At 70.4% G+C, this 14,397-nt stretch carries 15 protein-coding genes; 6 read left to right on the top strand and 9 right to left on the bottom strand.

Going from position 1 to position 14,397, the window contains the following annotated elements; genetic code table 11:
- The first annotated feature begins 116 nt into the window (after positions 1-116).
- Positions 117-2,555, top strand: coding sequence for a tetratricopeptide repeat protein (locus tag ACFXI3_RS08300; RefSeq protein ID WP_378398888.1), 2,439 nt, complete (start codon positions 117-119; stop codon positions 2,553-2,555).
- Positions 2,556-2,607: 52 nt separating this feature from the next.
- Here ACFXI3_RS08300 and ACFXI3_RS08295 read toward each other — a convergent pair whose 3' ends face one another.
- The 4 genes from ACFXI3_RS08295 to ACFXI3_RS08280 are packed head-to-tail and all read right to left on the bottom strand — an operon-like array spanning position 2,608 to position 6,436.
- On the bottom strand, positions 2,608-3,855 hold the full coding sequence (locus ACFXI3_RS08295) for an FAD-dependent oxidoreductase (RefSeq protein ID WP_378398886.1): 1,248 nt from the start codon (positions 3,853-3,855) through the stop codon (positions 2,608-2,610).
- A gap of 9 nt (positions 3,856-3,864) precedes the next feature.
- Positions 3,865-4,467 carry a maleylpyruvate isomerase family mycothiol-dependent enzyme gene (locus tag ACFXI3_RS08290; protein WP_378398885.1) on the bottom strand — a complete coding sequence of 201 codons (603 nt, stop codon included), beginning with the start codon at positions 4,465-4,467 and terminating at the stop codon, positions 3,865-3,867.
- Positions 4,467-5,297 carry a fumarylacetoacetate hydrolase family protein gene (locus tag ACFXI3_RS08285; RefSeq protein ID WP_378398884.1) on the bottom strand — a complete coding sequence of 277 codons (831 nt, stop codon included), beginning with the start codon at positions 5,295-5,297 and terminating at the stop codon, positions 4,467-4,469. Before ACFXI3_RS08285 ends, ACFXI3_RS08290 begins: the two co-directional genes overlap by 1 nt.
- Positions 5,294-6,436, bottom strand: a complete 1,143-nt coding sequence (locus ACFXI3_RS08280) for a cupin domain-containing protein (protein WP_378398883.1) — start codon at positions 6,434-6,436, stop codon at positions 5,294-5,296. The genes ACFXI3_RS08285 and ACFXI3_RS08280 overlap by 4 nt, the downstream gene beginning before the upstream one ends.
- A 66-nt stretch (positions 6,437-6,502) precedes the next feature.
- On the opposite strand from ACFXI3_RS08280, the gene ACFXI3_RS08275 reads away from it, so the two are divergent.
- On the top strand, positions 6,503-7,261 hold the full coding sequence (locus ACFXI3_RS08275; protein WP_378398882.1) for an IclR family transcriptional regulator: 759 nt from the start codon (positions 6,503-6,505) through the stop codon (positions 7,259-7,261).
- Positions 7,262-7,264: 3 nt separating this feature from the next.
- Here ACFXI3_RS08275 and ACFXI3_RS08270 read toward each other — a convergent pair whose 3' ends face one another.
- The 4 genes from ACFXI3_RS08270 to ACFXI3_RS08255 form a co-directional block, all read right to left on the bottom strand.
- The gene (locus ACFXI3_RS08270) at positions 7,265-7,633 is read right to left on the bottom strand and encodes a hypothetical protein (RefSeq protein ID WP_378398880.1); all 369 of its coding nucleotides are present in this window, start codon (positions 7,631-7,633) and stop codon (positions 7,265-7,267) included.
- A 21-nt stretch (positions 7,634-7,654) separates the two neighbouring features.
- Positions 7,655-8,830, bottom strand: coding sequence for an AI-2E family transporter (locus ACFXI3_RS08265; RefSeq protein WP_378398879.1), 1,176 nt, complete (start codon positions 8,828-8,830; stop codon positions 7,655-7,657).
- Positions 8,827-9,006, bottom strand: a complete 180-nt coding sequence (locus ACFXI3_RS08260; RefSeq protein ID WP_378398878.1) for a hypothetical protein — start codon at positions 9,004-9,006, stop codon at positions 8,827-8,829. Before ACFXI3_RS08260 ends, ACFXI3_RS08265 begins: the two co-directional genes overlap by 4 nt.
- 91 nt (positions 9,007-9,097) lie before the next feature.
- Positions 9,098-9,736, bottom strand: a complete 639-nt coding sequence (locus ACFXI3_RS08255) for a TetR/AcrR family transcriptional regulator (RefSeq protein WP_378398877.1) — start codon at positions 9,734-9,736, stop codon at positions 9,098-9,100.
- A gap of 131 nt (positions 9,737-9,867) precedes the next feature.
- Here ACFXI3_RS08255 and ACFXI3_RS08250 point away from each other — a divergent pair, with 131 nt between their 5' ends.
- The 4 genes from ACFXI3_RS08250 to ACFXI3_RS08235 all read left to right on the top strand — a co-directional run bounded on the left by ACFXI3_RS08250 (position 9,868) and on the right by ACFXI3_RS08235 (position 13,838).
- Positions 9,868-11,427, top strand: a complete 1,560-nt coding sequence (locus ACFXI3_RS08250) for an FAD-dependent monooxygenase (RefSeq protein ID WP_378398876.1) — start codon at positions 9,868-9,870, stop codon at positions 11,425-11,427.
- An 11-nt stretch (positions 11,428-11,438) separates the two neighbouring features.
- Positions 11,439-12,350 carry a VOC family protein gene (locus tag ACFXI3_RS08245; protein WP_378398874.1) on the top strand — a complete coding sequence of 304 codons (912 nt, stop codon included), beginning with the start codon at positions 11,439-11,441 and terminating at the stop codon, positions 12,348-12,350.
- Positions 12,350-13,174: an alpha/beta fold hydrolase gene (locus ACFXI3_RS08240; protein ID WP_378398873.1), complete on the top strand. Its 825-nt coding sequence runs from the start codon at positions 12,350-12,352 to the stop codon at positions 13,172-13,174. Before ACFXI3_RS08245 ends, ACFXI3_RS08240 begins: the two co-directional genes overlap by 1 nt.
- Before the next feature lie 127 nt (positions 13,175-13,301).
- Entirely contained in the window at positions 13,302-13,838 is a 537-nt protein-coding gene (locus tag ACFXI3_RS08235; protein WP_378398872.1) for a hypothetical protein, read from the top strand.
- A 23-nt stretch (positions 13,839-13,861) separates the two neighbouring features.
- On the opposite strand, the gene ACFXI3_RS08230 is transcribed toward ACFXI3_RS08235, so the two are convergent.
- On the bottom strand, positions 13,862-14,200 hold the full coding sequence (locus ACFXI3_RS08230; protein ID WP_378398870.1) for a hypothetical protein: 339 nt from the start codon (positions 14,198-14,200) through the stop codon (positions 13,862-13,864).
- Between the last annotated feature and the right edge of the window lie 197 nt (positions 14,201-14,397).

Below are 14,397 nucleotides of genomic sequence, written 5' to 3'. Positions count from 1 at the left end.
CCAGGTGCTGCTCGACGCTAATGACCACGCGCGTCGCCGCGGCAGCAACGCCGGGCGGCTGCTCCGATCGGGTCGCTGTCGCCGGATGGCCGACGCGCCGCCGAGATAATCGGCGGGTGAGCCAGGGGCCTGAGCGTCATGCGGGGAGCGCGCGCAATGTCGTGCGGGGTGCGGTGTCCGGGGGCGTGGTGCAGGCAGGCACGGTCGAGGGCGGGGTGCACCTGCACGGGCCGGCGAGGCAAGCGGTCGCGTTGCCGTATCGGGCCGGGATCGCTCCGCCGCGCGCAGTGGCGTTTCAGCATCGGGTGTATTCGCCGCTGTTGGCGGAGACGCTGGATCGCGGCGGCGCGGCTGTGCCGGGCGCGGACGGGCCGGTGCGGGCGTGTGTGGTGTCCGGGTTGGGCGGGGTGGGCAAGACCCAGCTCGTGCTGGACTACGCCGAGCGGTTGTGGGCGGCGGGCGAGGTGGACGTATGGGTGTGGGGAGCGGGGTCGCGGGAGGCGATCGTGTCCGGCTACGCCCGCCTGGCCGCCGATTTGACCGGCATCGAGGACCACGACCCCGAACACGGTGCGCGGCGGCTGCTGGAATGGCTGGCCACGACGACGGCGCGATGGCTGGTGGTCATCGACGACGTGCAATCTCCCGGAGATCTGCGGGGATTGTGGCCGCCGGCCACCGCAAGCGGCCGGGTGGTGGTGACCACCCGGCGCCATGACGCCGCACTGCGCGGCCCGGCACGTCGAGTGATCGAGGTCGGCGTGTTCACCCCGGAGGAAGCCGACGGCTACCTGCGGGGTGCGCTGGCCGGGCAGCCGCAGTTGCTCGACGGCACCGGCGACAGCGACGGGGTCGCGGGATTGGCGCGGGAGCTGGGGCATTTGCCGCTGGCGTTGGCCCAGGCCGCCGCGTACATGCTGGACCGGAACCTGACGTGCGCGGCGTATCGAGGGCGGCTGGCTGATCGCCGGCGCCGGTTGGCGACGCTGGTGCCCGAGGGCGAGGGCCTGCCGGACGAACATCGGGCGACAGTGGCGGTGACGTGGTCGCTGTCGGTCGAGCGGGCCGACCGGCTGGCCCCGGCCGGGCTGGCGGGTCCGTTGCTGGCCTTGGCGAGTGTGCTGGACGCCAACGGCATCCCGTCCGGAGTGTTTACCGCACCCGAGGTGCTCGCGTTGCTCGCCGCGGCCGCCGGACGGGAGGTGTCCGGGGAGGACGCGGTGGACGGGTTGGGATGTCTGCAGCGGCTGAGCCTGATCACGCTGGATCCCGATTCGCGGAGCCGGAGGGTGCGGGTGCATGCCCTGGTGCAGCGCGCCACCCGCGACAGCCTGCCGCCTGATCGGCTCGCGGTGACGGTGCGGGTGGCCGCGGACGCCGTGTCGCGGGTGTGGCCGGACATCGACGGCAAAACCGCCGTGGGGCAGGTGTTGCGGGGCAACCTCGACGCCTTGGCCGAAGTCGGGGGCCAGCATTTGTGGGAGCCCGACGCCCACCCGGTGCTGTTTCGCGCCGGGCGCAGCCTGCGGGAAAGCGGCGCGCTCGCCCAAACCCGCGACTACTTGCACCGACTGCACGCCACGGCGACCGAACGCCTGGGTCGCGACCACCCCGACACCTTGCTCGCTCGCACGAACGTGGCCCTGTGGCGCGGATACGCCGGGGACCCCACGGGAGCGGTCACCGCGTTCGAGGGGCTGCTCGCCGACTACCTGCGCGTGCTGGGCCGCGACCACCCCGACACCCTGATCATCCGCGACTACCTCGCCTACTGGCGGGGACACTTCGGCGACCTCCCCGGCGGGGCGGCCGCGTACGAGGAACTGCTCGCCGACGAGCTGCGGGCGCTGGGTCCCGACCACCCGGACACCCTGACCGCCCGCAACAACCTCGCCACCATCCGCGGGAAGGCCGGGGACGCCGCCGGCGCGACCGCCGCCTACGAGGAACTGCTCCCGGATTTGGTGCGGGTGCTGGGTCCTGACCACCCCAACACTCTGAACACGCGCGCCAACCTCGCCCGGTGGCGTGGACACGCCGGCGACCCCGTCGGCGCGACGGCGGCGATGGAAGAGGTGCTCGCCGACTACCTGCGGGTGATGGGCGCCGACCACCCCAACACCCTGACCACCCGCCACTACCTCGCCTACTGGCACGGGCATGCCGGCGACCCCGCCGGTGCGGCGGCCGCGTACGAGGAGCTGCTCGCCGACGAGTTGCGGGTGCTGGGGCCCGACCATCCCGACACGTTGACCATCCGCCACTACCTCGCGTACTGGCGTGGACACGCCGGCGACGCCGCGGGTGCCGCTGCCGCCTTCGAGGTGTTGCTTGCTGACGAGTTGCGGGTGCTGGGGCCCGACCATCCGGACGCCCTGACCGCCCGCTGCTGCCTCGCCTACTGGCAGGAACGCGCCCGGGATCGCGCTGGCGCGGCGGCCGTATACGAGGAGGCGCTCGCCGAGCGGCTGCGGGTGTTCGGGCCCGACCACCCCGACCCGCTGCGCATTCGCGCCTATCGACGCGAACGGTCGACGGGAGACGCGCCCGCTTGACAGGCCGGAGGTGGTTGCCCCGCCCCGGTTTCTGCTTTGCCGCCGCGCTACGTCAGCCAGTCGCGCTTGTTGCTCGGCGCAGGTTTCCCGCGCGCCCGGAGAGCGGCACCGGCTCGAACATCTCCGGTTCGTCCTCCGGGAACAGCGCGGTCGGGCCGTACAACCAGTCCGTGAACGCGTAGTCGTCGATCGCGCGGTCACGCAGCAGGACGTTGCGTTGTTCCCGCTCGACGCCGTCAAGGTGCCACAGGTTTCCCCAGGCACGGGCGGTGAGCACGACTCGGCGGCAGTGTTCCGTCCGGACCGCCTCGTATGCGGCCAGCGCACCGTCCCAATTCCCGGTGCCCAACCGCTTCGCGTGTTCGGCCAGGACCCAGCCGTCTTCGATGGCCATGATCGCGCCCTGGGCGAGGTATTGCAGGGGCGGGTGCGCGGCGTCGCCGAGCAGGGCCAGCCTGCCGTCGACCCAAGTGGAGATCGGGTTGCGGTCGAACATGCGCCACCATTTGTCCCGCCACATCCGGGGGATTCCGGCTTGCACCTCGTCGCAGGTGGCGGCGAAGGCGGTGTCCAGCTCGTCCGGCGTGCCCCAGTCCTCCAGCCCGGCCACGGCCTTCGGGGATTCGAAAACGGCTACCTGATTGAGCAAATCGCCGCCGCGGAGTCCATAGTGGACAAAGTGGCAGCGCGGGCCGACATACACGACGACCTCGGACAGATCGACCGGACGGCCGACCTCGGCGATCGGCACGGTGCCGCGGTAAGCGACGTACGCCGACGAAACCGGCTGGTCGTCCGCGAAATGCTTCCGCGCCGCGGAGTGCAGGCCGTCGGCGGCGATCACGACTGGTGCGGTGTGGACGGTGCCGTCGTCGGTCACGGCGGTCGCGGGGTCGTGGGTGTAGGACACGATCCGTTGCTCGGTAAGGAGTTCGACGCCGGCGTCGCGGCAGGCGTCGAGGAACAGCCGGTGCAGGTCGCTGCGGTGGATGACCAGGTACGGGAAGCCGTAGCGGCGTTCGAGGTCGCGCAGGTCGAGCGCGGTCAGGTCGCGGCCGTCGACGGCGTCGCGCATCACCATCCGGTCCGGGACGACGCCGCGCGCCTTCGCGGTGTCCAGCAGGCCGTAGGCGTCGAGGATCCGGGTGCAGTTGGGGGCGAGCTGGATGCCGGCGCCGACCTCGCCGAATTCCTTCGCCTGCTCCAGGACCCGGACCCGCAGGCCGAGCCGGGACAGCGCGAACGCGGTGCTCAGCCCGCCGATCCCGCCGCCGACGACGAGCACGTCAGGGGTGTCCATGGGCTCTCCTCACAACCAGGGGCCGAGGTCGGGGACCCCGGTGAGCGAATGCGGACGTCCGGCGAGGTACGCCGCGACGTCGGGCAGCGGCCCGTCCGGCACCGCGTCGAGACCGCGCTTGGCCTGGATTTCGGCGACCAGCGCGGACAGGAACGCCTCCGGCAGGTCGGCGAAGGTCAATCCGGTGCCGAGATCGACCGCATGCACGCAGACCTCGCGCGCCCGCAGCCACGTGATCTCGGTGGCGGGAACCGTCCGTCCCTGTGCGGTGACCACTTCGGCTTGCCACTGCGACGGGGTCAGCGACGCCATCCCGGACGCCAAGGAGCGAGCCGAGCCTTGAAGCCAAGACGTGAGCCGGGCTTCGGACAGCTGGGAGCCTGTCTCGATATCGGCGTTGCGCTGGTCCATCGAGGCGTACATCGGGGTGCGTTCGCCGGTCCGGGCCCAGTGCACGAGGTTGCCGAGGGCGTCGGCGTTGGCCGCGACATGGGCGGCGAGGTGCTTGCGGGTCCAGCCGGGCAGCGCGCTCGGCTCGGACAGTTCTGTCGCGTGCGTCAGGAAAAGCTCGGTCCCGAACGCGACCCAGCCGCGCGAATCCTGGGGCGCCATCAGGATTCCTTCACGATCTGGTTCACGCACGCGCCGATCCCGGCGACCTCGGTGACGACGGTTTCGCCGCCGGTGAGATAGACCTTCGGGTCGCGCGCGTGGCCGACGCCCGCCGGAGTCCCGGTCGCGATCAGGTCGCCCGGGTTGAGCTGGACGATCGTGGAGATGTACCGCACCAGGTGCACCGGGTCGAACAGCAGCGTGCCGGTGTCGTCCTGCTGCATGACGCGACCGTTCACAGTGGTCTTCACCTCGAGCGCGGGACGGACGCCGCCGACCTCGTCCGGCGTGACGACGTACGGACCGACCGGCGTCGAGGACTGCCAGATTTTTCCCTGCGTCCACTCGATGGTGCGGAATTGCCAGTCTCGGACCGAGACGTCGTTCATGACAGTGAACCCCGCGATCGCCGCCGCGGCCTCGTCCTCGCCGGCCCGCCGGACGGTCTTGCCGACCACCACGACGAGTTCGACCTCCCAGTCGAGCGCGTCGGTCTCGGCCGGTTTGCCGATCGGGTCGGCCGGTCCGGTCAGGGTGTCGGCGAATTTCGGGAACAGCGTCGGGTACGCGGGCAGTTCGCGGCCCATTTCCTTGATGTGATTGGTGTAGTTGTGCCCGACGCAGACCACTTTGGACGGATTCGGCACGACCGGAGCGAGGTCCGCGCCCTCGGCGGGCCAGGTCTCGCCGGTCGCCTGGGCGGCGTGCGCTTCCCAGCCGTCTTGGGCGAACAGTGCGCCGAGGTCAGGGGAGCCGAGGTCGACGAGCACGTCGCCGTCGAGGCGGACGGCGCGCGTGCCGCCGTCGACGCGGAGGGTGGCGAGCTTCATCGGAGAGTCTCCTGACGGTTGAGGTGGAGCGCTTCGAAGACAGGCGCGTCCGAGAAACGGAACAGGTCGAGGGCTCCGGAGTCGGAATCCGTAGCACCGGCCTCCGACTTCACCGAGAACGGCTGCCACGACGGGACGACGAACAGATCGCCGCGCGCGACCGCCCACGAGGTGTCGCCGACGGTCACCGTGCCGGAGCCGTCGAAGACCTGGCAGACCGACGAGCCGGTCTCGCGCACGGGCGCGGTCTCGGCGCCCCGGGCCACGCGGTGGAACTCGGCGCGGATGGTCGGGAGGACGTCGGAACCGTTGTGGGGATTGGAAAACCGAACCGCCGCGTGACCCGGTTCGACCGTTCCGCCGTAGCCTTCCTTCTCCAGTTGCAGCTGATCGCGCAACGCGGCGTCGGTGTGCTCCCACTTGTAAGCGAGCAACGGCGAACCAGGCGCGACAGTGCCGACCGACAGCGGTCGCAGGCCGGGATGCGCCCACAGCCGTTCCGCGCGGGACCGCTCCGGCGTCGTCCGCTCAGCGTCGCTGATCGTCTCGCGGCCGAACTCGAAGAACTGGGCGTCGATGCCGTACTGGAACGGGATGTCGAGACCGTCGATCCAGGCCATCGGCTCGCGGGTGGCGTTGTGGTGCGCGTGCCAGTTCCAGCCCGCCTGCGGCAGGAAGTCGCCGCGGCGCATCGGGACCGCGTCGCCGCCGACGACCGTCCACACCCCCGAACCCTCGACGACGAACCGGAACGCGTTCTGCGTGTGCCGGTGCTCCGGCGCGTCCTCGCCCGGCATCAGGTACTGGATCGCGGCCCACAGCGTCGGGGTCGCGAACGGACGGCCGCCGAGCCCCGGGTTGGCGAGCGCGATCGCCCGCCGTTCCCCGCCGCGCCCGACCGGCACGATCTCGCCGGCTTGCTCGGCGAGCCGGAGCAGGTTCTCCCACTGCCATCGGTGCGGCACCGCCCGCGAGCGTGGGCGGGCGGGCATCAGGTCGCCGATCTCCGTCCACAACGGAACGAGCAGCTCCCGCTCGAAGCCGCGGTAAAGGTTCCGCAGGGCGGGCGTGACCGCGGGCTGGTCCGGTGCGTCGACCGCGGCGAGCTGAACGGGAGTTCGCGCTGGAGTGCTGGTCATGGGGTTATGGTGGGCGCGTCCCGGTCTGCGGAAAACGGGATTCTGGTGTGCGGAAAGGCGGCCCGGATGGACAAACGGTTCAAGGCACCGCCGCCGTATGCGGTGGCGAGCGTCGACAACGCCCTGCGGATCGCGGCGATGCTGCAGCTCGAAGGCCCGCTGACGGTCTCCGAGGTGGCCGAGCGGATCGGCGTCGCGGCCTCCACCGCGCACCGGCTGCTCGCCATGCTCGTGTACCGCGATTTCGCTGTCCAAGACGCGAACCGTGCCTATCGCGTAGGCCCGGTGCTGGAGCTGGCCGCGCACTCACAGTCGGCGGCGTCGAAGCTGCGCGCCGCGGCGCTTCCGCATCTGCGGCGGCTGGTGGATCTGCTTGACGAGTCGGTGAATCTGACCGTCCGGACGGGGGACACGGCTCGGTTCATCGCGAGCGTGGAGTGCTCGCAGGCGTTGCGCGTCGGTTCACGCGAAGGGATGGTCTTTCCGGTCCATCAGACGACCGCGGGCCTGCTGCTGCTCGCCGAACTGCCGCCGGAACAGGTCGAGGAGCTGTACGCGGTGGACAAGCCCGGCGAGCGGCCGGACCCGGCAGAGCTGCGGGCGGACCTGGCGCGCGTGCGGCGCAGCGGTTTCGCGCTCAACCAGGGGCGTTCGGAACGAGGGGTGGCCGCGGTCGGAGTCCCGGTGCACGGCGCGGACGGGACGGTGGTCGCCGGGTTGTCGGTGTCGATGCCGAGCATGCGCTACCAGAAGGATCGGCTGCCGACACTGGTGGCGGCACTGCGTGCGACGGCGGCCGCGTTGGAAGCGGATCTGCGCGGCTGAACCCTAATCGAGCGCAGCCGCGAAAGCCGCGTGCACGTTGAGAAATTGCTGCACCGGCAGTTCTGCCGCGATCCCGGGACATTGCGGGGCCAGTCTCTTGGCCGCCCAAGCACTCCAACGCACGTGCGCCTCGGCGACGCTCAGGTGGGCCGCTTCGGCGGCATGGCGCGCGTTCACGCCGTCCAGAATCGCCTGGTGCATCAACGCGGGCGTCGAACGTTGCTCCCACGCACGCAAGGACGCCATCGAAGAAAGCCGGTGCAGCGTCGAGGACACCGTCGGCGGTGCTGAGCGGGGCAGCGGGAACCCGCGTTTGAGCGGTCCCCTCCGCGGTGTCGCGCCATCGGCGTTGTCAGTGATCAAGCTCGTCATCAGAGTCCCTCCGACGTGCGGTTACCCGCGTCTGGGCGGGCGAAACCTTGATCGTCCGGCGGTGCGGGCGTTGCCGGGCAGCAGCGGGTCGACGTCGCCCGGATCCAGGTGCGGGTCGCGCAGCAGGGAACCGACCGCGGCTTTCGCGACGGCCAGGATCGGCACCGCGAGCAGCGCCCCGGCGATCCCGGCGACCTCCAGCCCGAGCGCGATGCCCAGCACCACGGCCAGCGGGTGCAGCCGGACCGCGCGCCCGAGCAGCAACGGCTGCAGCACGTGGCTTTCCAGCTGCATCACCGCGACGACGATCGCGAGCACGATGCCCGCCGCGACGAATCCGTCGGCGACCAGGGCGATCAGCACCGCGACCGCGCCGGTCACCACCGCGCCGAGGATCGGCACGAACGCGCCGATGAAGATCAGCGCCGCCAGCGGCACCGCGAGCGGGACCCCGACCAGCCAGACGCCGACCCCGATGCAGACCGCGTCCACGCAGGCCACCGCCACGGTCGCGCGCACGTAGCTGACCAGCGAGGCGAACCCGCGGCGGCCGGCGACGTCGATCTCGTCCCGGGTGGCGGCGGGCACGATCCGCAGGAGGAAGTGCCAGATCTGATTGCCGCTGTAGAGAAAGAAAACGAGCACGAACAGCGTCAGCAGCATCTCGGTCAGCACGCCGCCGACGGTCGCCGCGGTGGAGAGCACGCGCGCGGAGAGCTCGGCGGTGTTGCCCTGGATCGCGTTGACCGCCTTGTCGAGGAGCTGCTGCAGCTGAGGCAGGTGCAGCGGGCCGTGCTGCAGCCAGTTGTTGATGCGCCCGAGACTGGCCCCGACCTGGCTGCCCAGCTGCGGCAGGCTCGCGGTGACCGTGGTGATGACCAGCGTAAGCACCCCGCCGAGCACGGCGAGCCCGACGACGATCGCGACGAGCGTGGCCAGCGCGCGAGGCACGTGCCAGCGCACGAGCCGCTCAACCAGCGGCGCGAACAACGCCGATAGCAGAAGCGCGATTCCGATCGGGACGGTGACGCTCGCGAGGTAGCCGAGCGTCCACGCGAGGACCCCGAGCATGGTCAGCACGACGAGGAACCGCCAGCTGGCCGCCGCCGCGACCCGCAACGACCACGGCACCGCGTCGGCGGCTTCGCGACGTCGATGGCGGTTCGCGCCCGCGATCCGGCGGGTCGGGACGGTCATCTCGCCACTGCCTCTGCCTTGGCCGGCAGCGGGTCGGCGATCATGATGCCCGCGCCCGGGTGGTGGCCGGAGGCGATGGCGCCGACGAGCATCAGCCCACGCCGGCCCATCCGCGCCGGTAAATCGGCTCGCACCACATCGATCACCTCGCGCCGCGAATTCCCGGCGGAGATCACTCGCAAACGGCACGGCCGTAACCAGTCGACGGCGCGCGGCACGAACGGAGCAGCCCGGTACGGTCCATTGTGGATCTTTCGAGCCGTGCGGTTACCCCTCGGCGAGGACCCGTTCCGCGATCGCGACCATCGCCTCGGTCAGCAGCGCCATCTGGTCGCGCATGGACCGTTCCGGTTCCGCCTGCCACGCGACGAAAGCCCCGTCGAAGCCGGCGATGCCGAAGTAGTCCAGCGCCTCGCCCACCTTGTCCGCCGCTTCGGCGCCGGCGCCGGCCCACGACTGGGAGATCATCCGGCGCATGTGCCGCCGCCCGTCGGCGCGGACGCGTTCGATGATCTCCTTCACCTCGACGTCCGCGACCGCCTCGGTGCTCATCAGCAGGATCAGGTGCAGCCGCAGGAAATCGGGCTTCGCGGCGAAGACCTCGCCGGTGCGCTGCAGGAACCAGCCGAGCAGTTCGGCGGGCGGCAGGTCCTGCGGCGGATTCGCCTGCGACTCGCGCAGGTGCCGGAAGAACTCGTACGCCCCGCGTTCCATGACGGCCGACAGCAGCCCGCCCTTGGACTGGAAGTGGTGGTAGATCGCGCTTTTCGGCAGGCCGGTCTCGGTGCTCAGCACCGACATCGTCGTGGCGGAATAGCCGCGTTCGGCCATGATCCGCGACGCCGTGTCGAGGATTTCCTCCCGGGAACGCCGTCCCCGCCGGTTCCCGGCCCGCGCTGTGTCCACGCCGAGAGCATAGGGCCGCCGGTTTTCTGCACACCGGAATCGTGCGCGACGCGCTTGACGAACCCCGGCCGAGGTGTGACCGTAGCCACTAATGAACCGAACGACCGGTCCAAAACTGTGGAGCCTGGGACATGAGTGAGCACTACGACGCCGACGTCGCCGTCGTCGGATACGGCCCGACGGGCCTGGCCGGGGCGCTGACGCTGGCCGCGAAAGGCGCGCGGGTGGCCGCGTTCGAGCGGGACCAGGACGTCTACGCCCGGGCGCGGGCGGTCACGATCAACGACTGGACTATGCGGATCCTGCAGGACCTCGGCGTCGACGACCGGGTCGAGCGCGTCGTCGAACCGCAGCGGGCGCTGCGCTGGGTGACCTACGACGGCCGCGAGGTGATGCGCGTCGAGCATCCGCCCAGCACACTCGGCACGCGCGGCGGCAAGCCGCGGTTTTACAACATCTACCAGCCCGCTCTGGAAGCTGAACTGCGTCGCTGCGGCGAGGAGCACTCCGGTCTGGGCGTGCGGTACGGCGTCGAAGTTGTCGGTGTGGAGCAGGACGCCGGCGGCGTGACCGTCACCGCGCGCGACCTCGCAACGGGGGAGGAGACCACCACCCGCACCCGGTACGCGATCGCGGCCGACGGCGGCTCGTCCCCGGTGCGCAAGATGCTCGGCATCCCGATGCACGGCGACACCGGCGACACGCTCTGGATCGTCGTCGACTGCCGGGTCAAGCGCTGGTGGCCGGACCGCGATTTCCTCACGTTCTGGACCGACCGCGAACGCCCGGTCGTCGACATCGCGCTCTCGGCGGGCAACCATCGGTGGGAAATCCCGCTCAAAGCCGCTGAAACCGAGGCGGATTTCCCGAGCGGCGCTGAGGTGTGGCCGCTGCTGCGCGCCTTGGGCGTCACCGAGGACGACGTCGAAATCCACCAGTACGCGTTCTATCGCCACCACGTGCGGATGGCCGAAACCTACCGTCAGGGAAGGGTTTTCCTCGCCGGAGACGCCGCGCACCTGATGCCGCCCTGGGCAGGCGCGGGCATGCAGACCGGCATGCGCGACGCGTACAACCTGGGCTGGAAGATCGCCGGGATCGTCCGCGGCGAACTGGGCGAGGACTGGCTCGACACCTACGAGCCCGAGCGCCGTCCGTCGGCCGAGTTCTACACCGGGATGGCCGTCGCGCTGGGCCGCGTGATCAAACAGGAGGCGAGCCCGGCGGAGATCGAGGCGATGAACACCGTCCCGCCGAACCTGGTCACGCCCTGGGAACCGCCGCTCAACGCCCCGCCGACGCTCGCCGGCGGCTGGCTGCGCGGCGAGACCGGCGACGCGTCCGTCGTCGGCAGGTACCTCCCGCAGCCGCTCGCCTGCGACGCCGTCGGCCGGATCGACCGGTTGGACGCTTTGCTGCCCAAGGGTTTTGTCCTGCTCGGCAACGACCTCGACCCGTCGAACCTGCTCACGCCCGAGGAACAGGCGGGCTGGGACGCGCTAGGTGCGTCCTACGTCGCCGTCCGGCCGCGGACCGGATACACCCGCGCCGCTTCTGACCTGGTGGACCTCGAGGACGCGTTGCTCCCGTGGTTCGACCGTTACGGCGTCCAGGCGATCGCCGTGCGTCCCGACAAGTTCGTCGCGGCGGCCGACAAGACCGGCCTCGCTGGCCCCGTTTCGCAGCGTTGAAAGGAATCTCCATGCCCGTGAAAGAGCTTGCCTACGTCGTCTACGAGGTCAGCGACCTCGCCGAATGGGAACGCTTCGCGGTGTCCCTGCTCGGGATGCAGCTGGGGGAGAAGTCCGCTGACGGCTTCACTCTGCGCACCGACGAGAAGGCGCACCGCTGGATCCTCACCGAAGGCCCCGCCGACGACCTGGTCCGCAGCGGCTACGAGGTTCCGTCCGCGGCTGAGCTGGATTCCCTCGTGGCCCAGCTGCGGAAAGCGGGCGTCGAGACGCTCGAAGGCGACGCCGAGCTGGCCGCCGCGCGCCAGGTCGACCGGATCGTCCTCGTCACGGACCCGCTGGGCAACGTGCTCGAACTCGTCACCGGCCTGGCCGACGCCGAAACCCCGTTCCACAGCGACCTTCTGCTCGGCGGCTTCGTCACCGGCACCGGCGGCGCGGGGCATCAGGTGCTGCTGGCCAAAGGCATCCCTCGCGAGACCTACCTGGCGTTCTACGAGGGACTGCTCGGCTTCAAGCTCAGCGACATCATCGTCGAGGAGGTCGCTCCCGGCGTCGTCGCGGATCTGGCGTTCCTGCATTGCAATCCGCGGCACCACTCCGTCGCGTTCGGCGACATGCCGCACCCGAAGCGGACGCACCATTTCATGATCGAGGTCGCCGACATCCGCGACGTCGGCCTGGCCTACGACCGGTGCCTCGACGCGAAGCAGCCGTTCGAGATGACGCTCGGGATGCACCCGAACGACCACATGTTCAGCTTCTACGTCCGGACCCCGTCGGGCTTCTCCGTCGAATACGGCTGGGGCGGCCTGCTTATCGACGACGAGACCTGGGAAGTACGGACGCTCGACCACCTGCACTGGTGGGGCCACCGCGCGCCGGAAGCCGTCGCGGAACAGCTCGCCGGGGGTGCGCTCTGATGACTTCGCGTTACGTGCGAACCCGCGACTGGAAAATCCACTACCACGAAACCGGCGAAGGCCACCCCCTCGTCCTCCTGCACGGCGGCGGCCCCGGCGCGACCGGCTGGAGCAATTACGCGCCGAATATCGAGGCCCTGTCCCGCAATTTCCGCGTGATCGCCCCCGATATGCCAGGCTGGGGCGACTCCGACGGAGCGGACTTCGCCACGCTCGACCACGTCGAAGCCGCGACCCAGCTCCTGGACGCGCTGGGCATCGAAAAAGCCGCCTTCGTCGGCAACTCCATGGGCGGCCACACGTCGCTCCGGCTCGCCGTTGAGCGCCCGGAACGCGTGTCGCACCTGATCACGATGGGCCCGCCGATCCAGATGAAGCCATTCCTTTTCGGCGCGGGCGGCGGCCCGACCGAGGGCCTGAAGATCATGTTCGAGACCTACTCCGACGCCACCCCGGAAGGCATGCGTCGCCTGGTGGAAATCATGGTCTACGACAAGGCCCGATTTGCGACGCCGGAATTGTGCCAGGAACGCTCCGACTCGGCCCTCGCCCGCCCCGAGCACCTGCGCGCCATCGCCGCGGCGGCCCCGAAAGCTCCGATCCCGATCTGGCTGGACCTCGCGGCAGTCTCCGGGATCACCGCGCCGTCGCTGCTCATCCACGGCCGCGACGACCGCGTCGTGTCGTTCGAATCGACGCTTTTCCTGGCGGCGAATATTCCGAATTCCCGGGCGGTTTTGCTGAACCGGTGCGGGCATTGGGCACAACTGGAACATGCGGACGAATTCAACCGGCTGGTGACGGATTTCGTGCTGCACCAGTGATTCCCGGGGCCGTCTCGTTCAACGAGACGGCCCCTGTCGCTTCTGCCGGGACAGCCCCATTCTCGATACCGCGCGGTCACTTCCGCGCGTACTCGGGTCAATGGAATCCCTGGCAGAGGGGAATATCATGACGAGATCGAGAACCCTGGCAGCGCTCGCGGCCGCCGTGCTGGCGGGTGGTGCCCTGTTCGCCGCCCCCGCGGCATCCAGCGGCAGTGCGGCGCCACACCGAGCCCAGGCGCCCGCGCTGGGCATGGCGTGGCGAGGAACGGGCACCGACAACCTCATCTGGTGGTCCAGCTTCGACGGCGGCACGTGGTCGCCGCAGCAGCCCTTGACCGACCGCCGGACGGAAACCGCTCCCGCGCTGGGCCGCACCGGAGACGGCCAGCTGGTGATGGCATGGCGCGGAGCCAGCGGCGACAACCTGATCTGGTGGTCGACCTACGACGGGAGCGCGTGGTCGCCGCAGCAGCCGCTGACCGATCGCCGGACGGAAGCGTCGCCCGCGCTGGGCCGGGCCGCGAACGGGCAGCTGTTCATGACCTGGCGGGGCGCGGGCACCGACAACCACATCTGGTGGTCGACCTACAACGGGAGCACCTGGTCGCCGCAGCAGCCCTTGGTGGACCGCAGAACAGACCTCGGCCCGGCAATCGGGTGAGGCGCGGCTGACCGATCGCCCGGTCACTCCCGCAGCCGCCGACGCCACCAAGCGGCGGCCTGCCAAGGGCTGATCGAACCAACCCGCGGGTCCGGCAAGGTCCGCCGTTCGAACTCGCCGTCGAGAGGAGCGACGAGACGACGCAGTTCGGCACGAGCGCCGCGCGGCAACAGAATCAGCGCGCGCTCGAGTTCGTCCCGGGCATCGACCGGGTCGACCCACGTGAGCTCCGGTCCCGGAACGTACAGCCAACGGCCAGGCTGGTTGAGGAACTGCCGGTACCGCTCGAGTGCCAGCGCGACAGAGCCGGGCCACAGCTGCGGGTCGACCCTCTCGATGGCCTTCTGCGCTCTGCCGCTCACCCCGCGGACCGACGGTGCCGACGAGCGGAAGCGGGCACGAAACTTATCAGCGCGAACAGCGCTCGGCCGCTTACGCGGCATCTGTCCTTAGCGTCGACGTCATGTCGGCATCCTGCCACACCGTGCCGGGTCGTTGGCCTGAATCACTGCGACCAGGGAGGGCGCGACGCCGACAGCCTCCCAGTCCAGGCTGCGGG

Source organism: Amycolatopsis sp. NPDC059235 (genome assembly GCF_042754125.1).
Taxonomy (GTDB): Bacteria; Actinomycetota; Actinomycetes; order Mycobacteriales; family Pseudonocardiaceae; genus Amycolatopsis; species Amycolatopsis albidoflava.
Note: the sequence above shows the minus strand (reverse complement) of the source record. Positions and strands in the feature narration are given on the sequence as shown.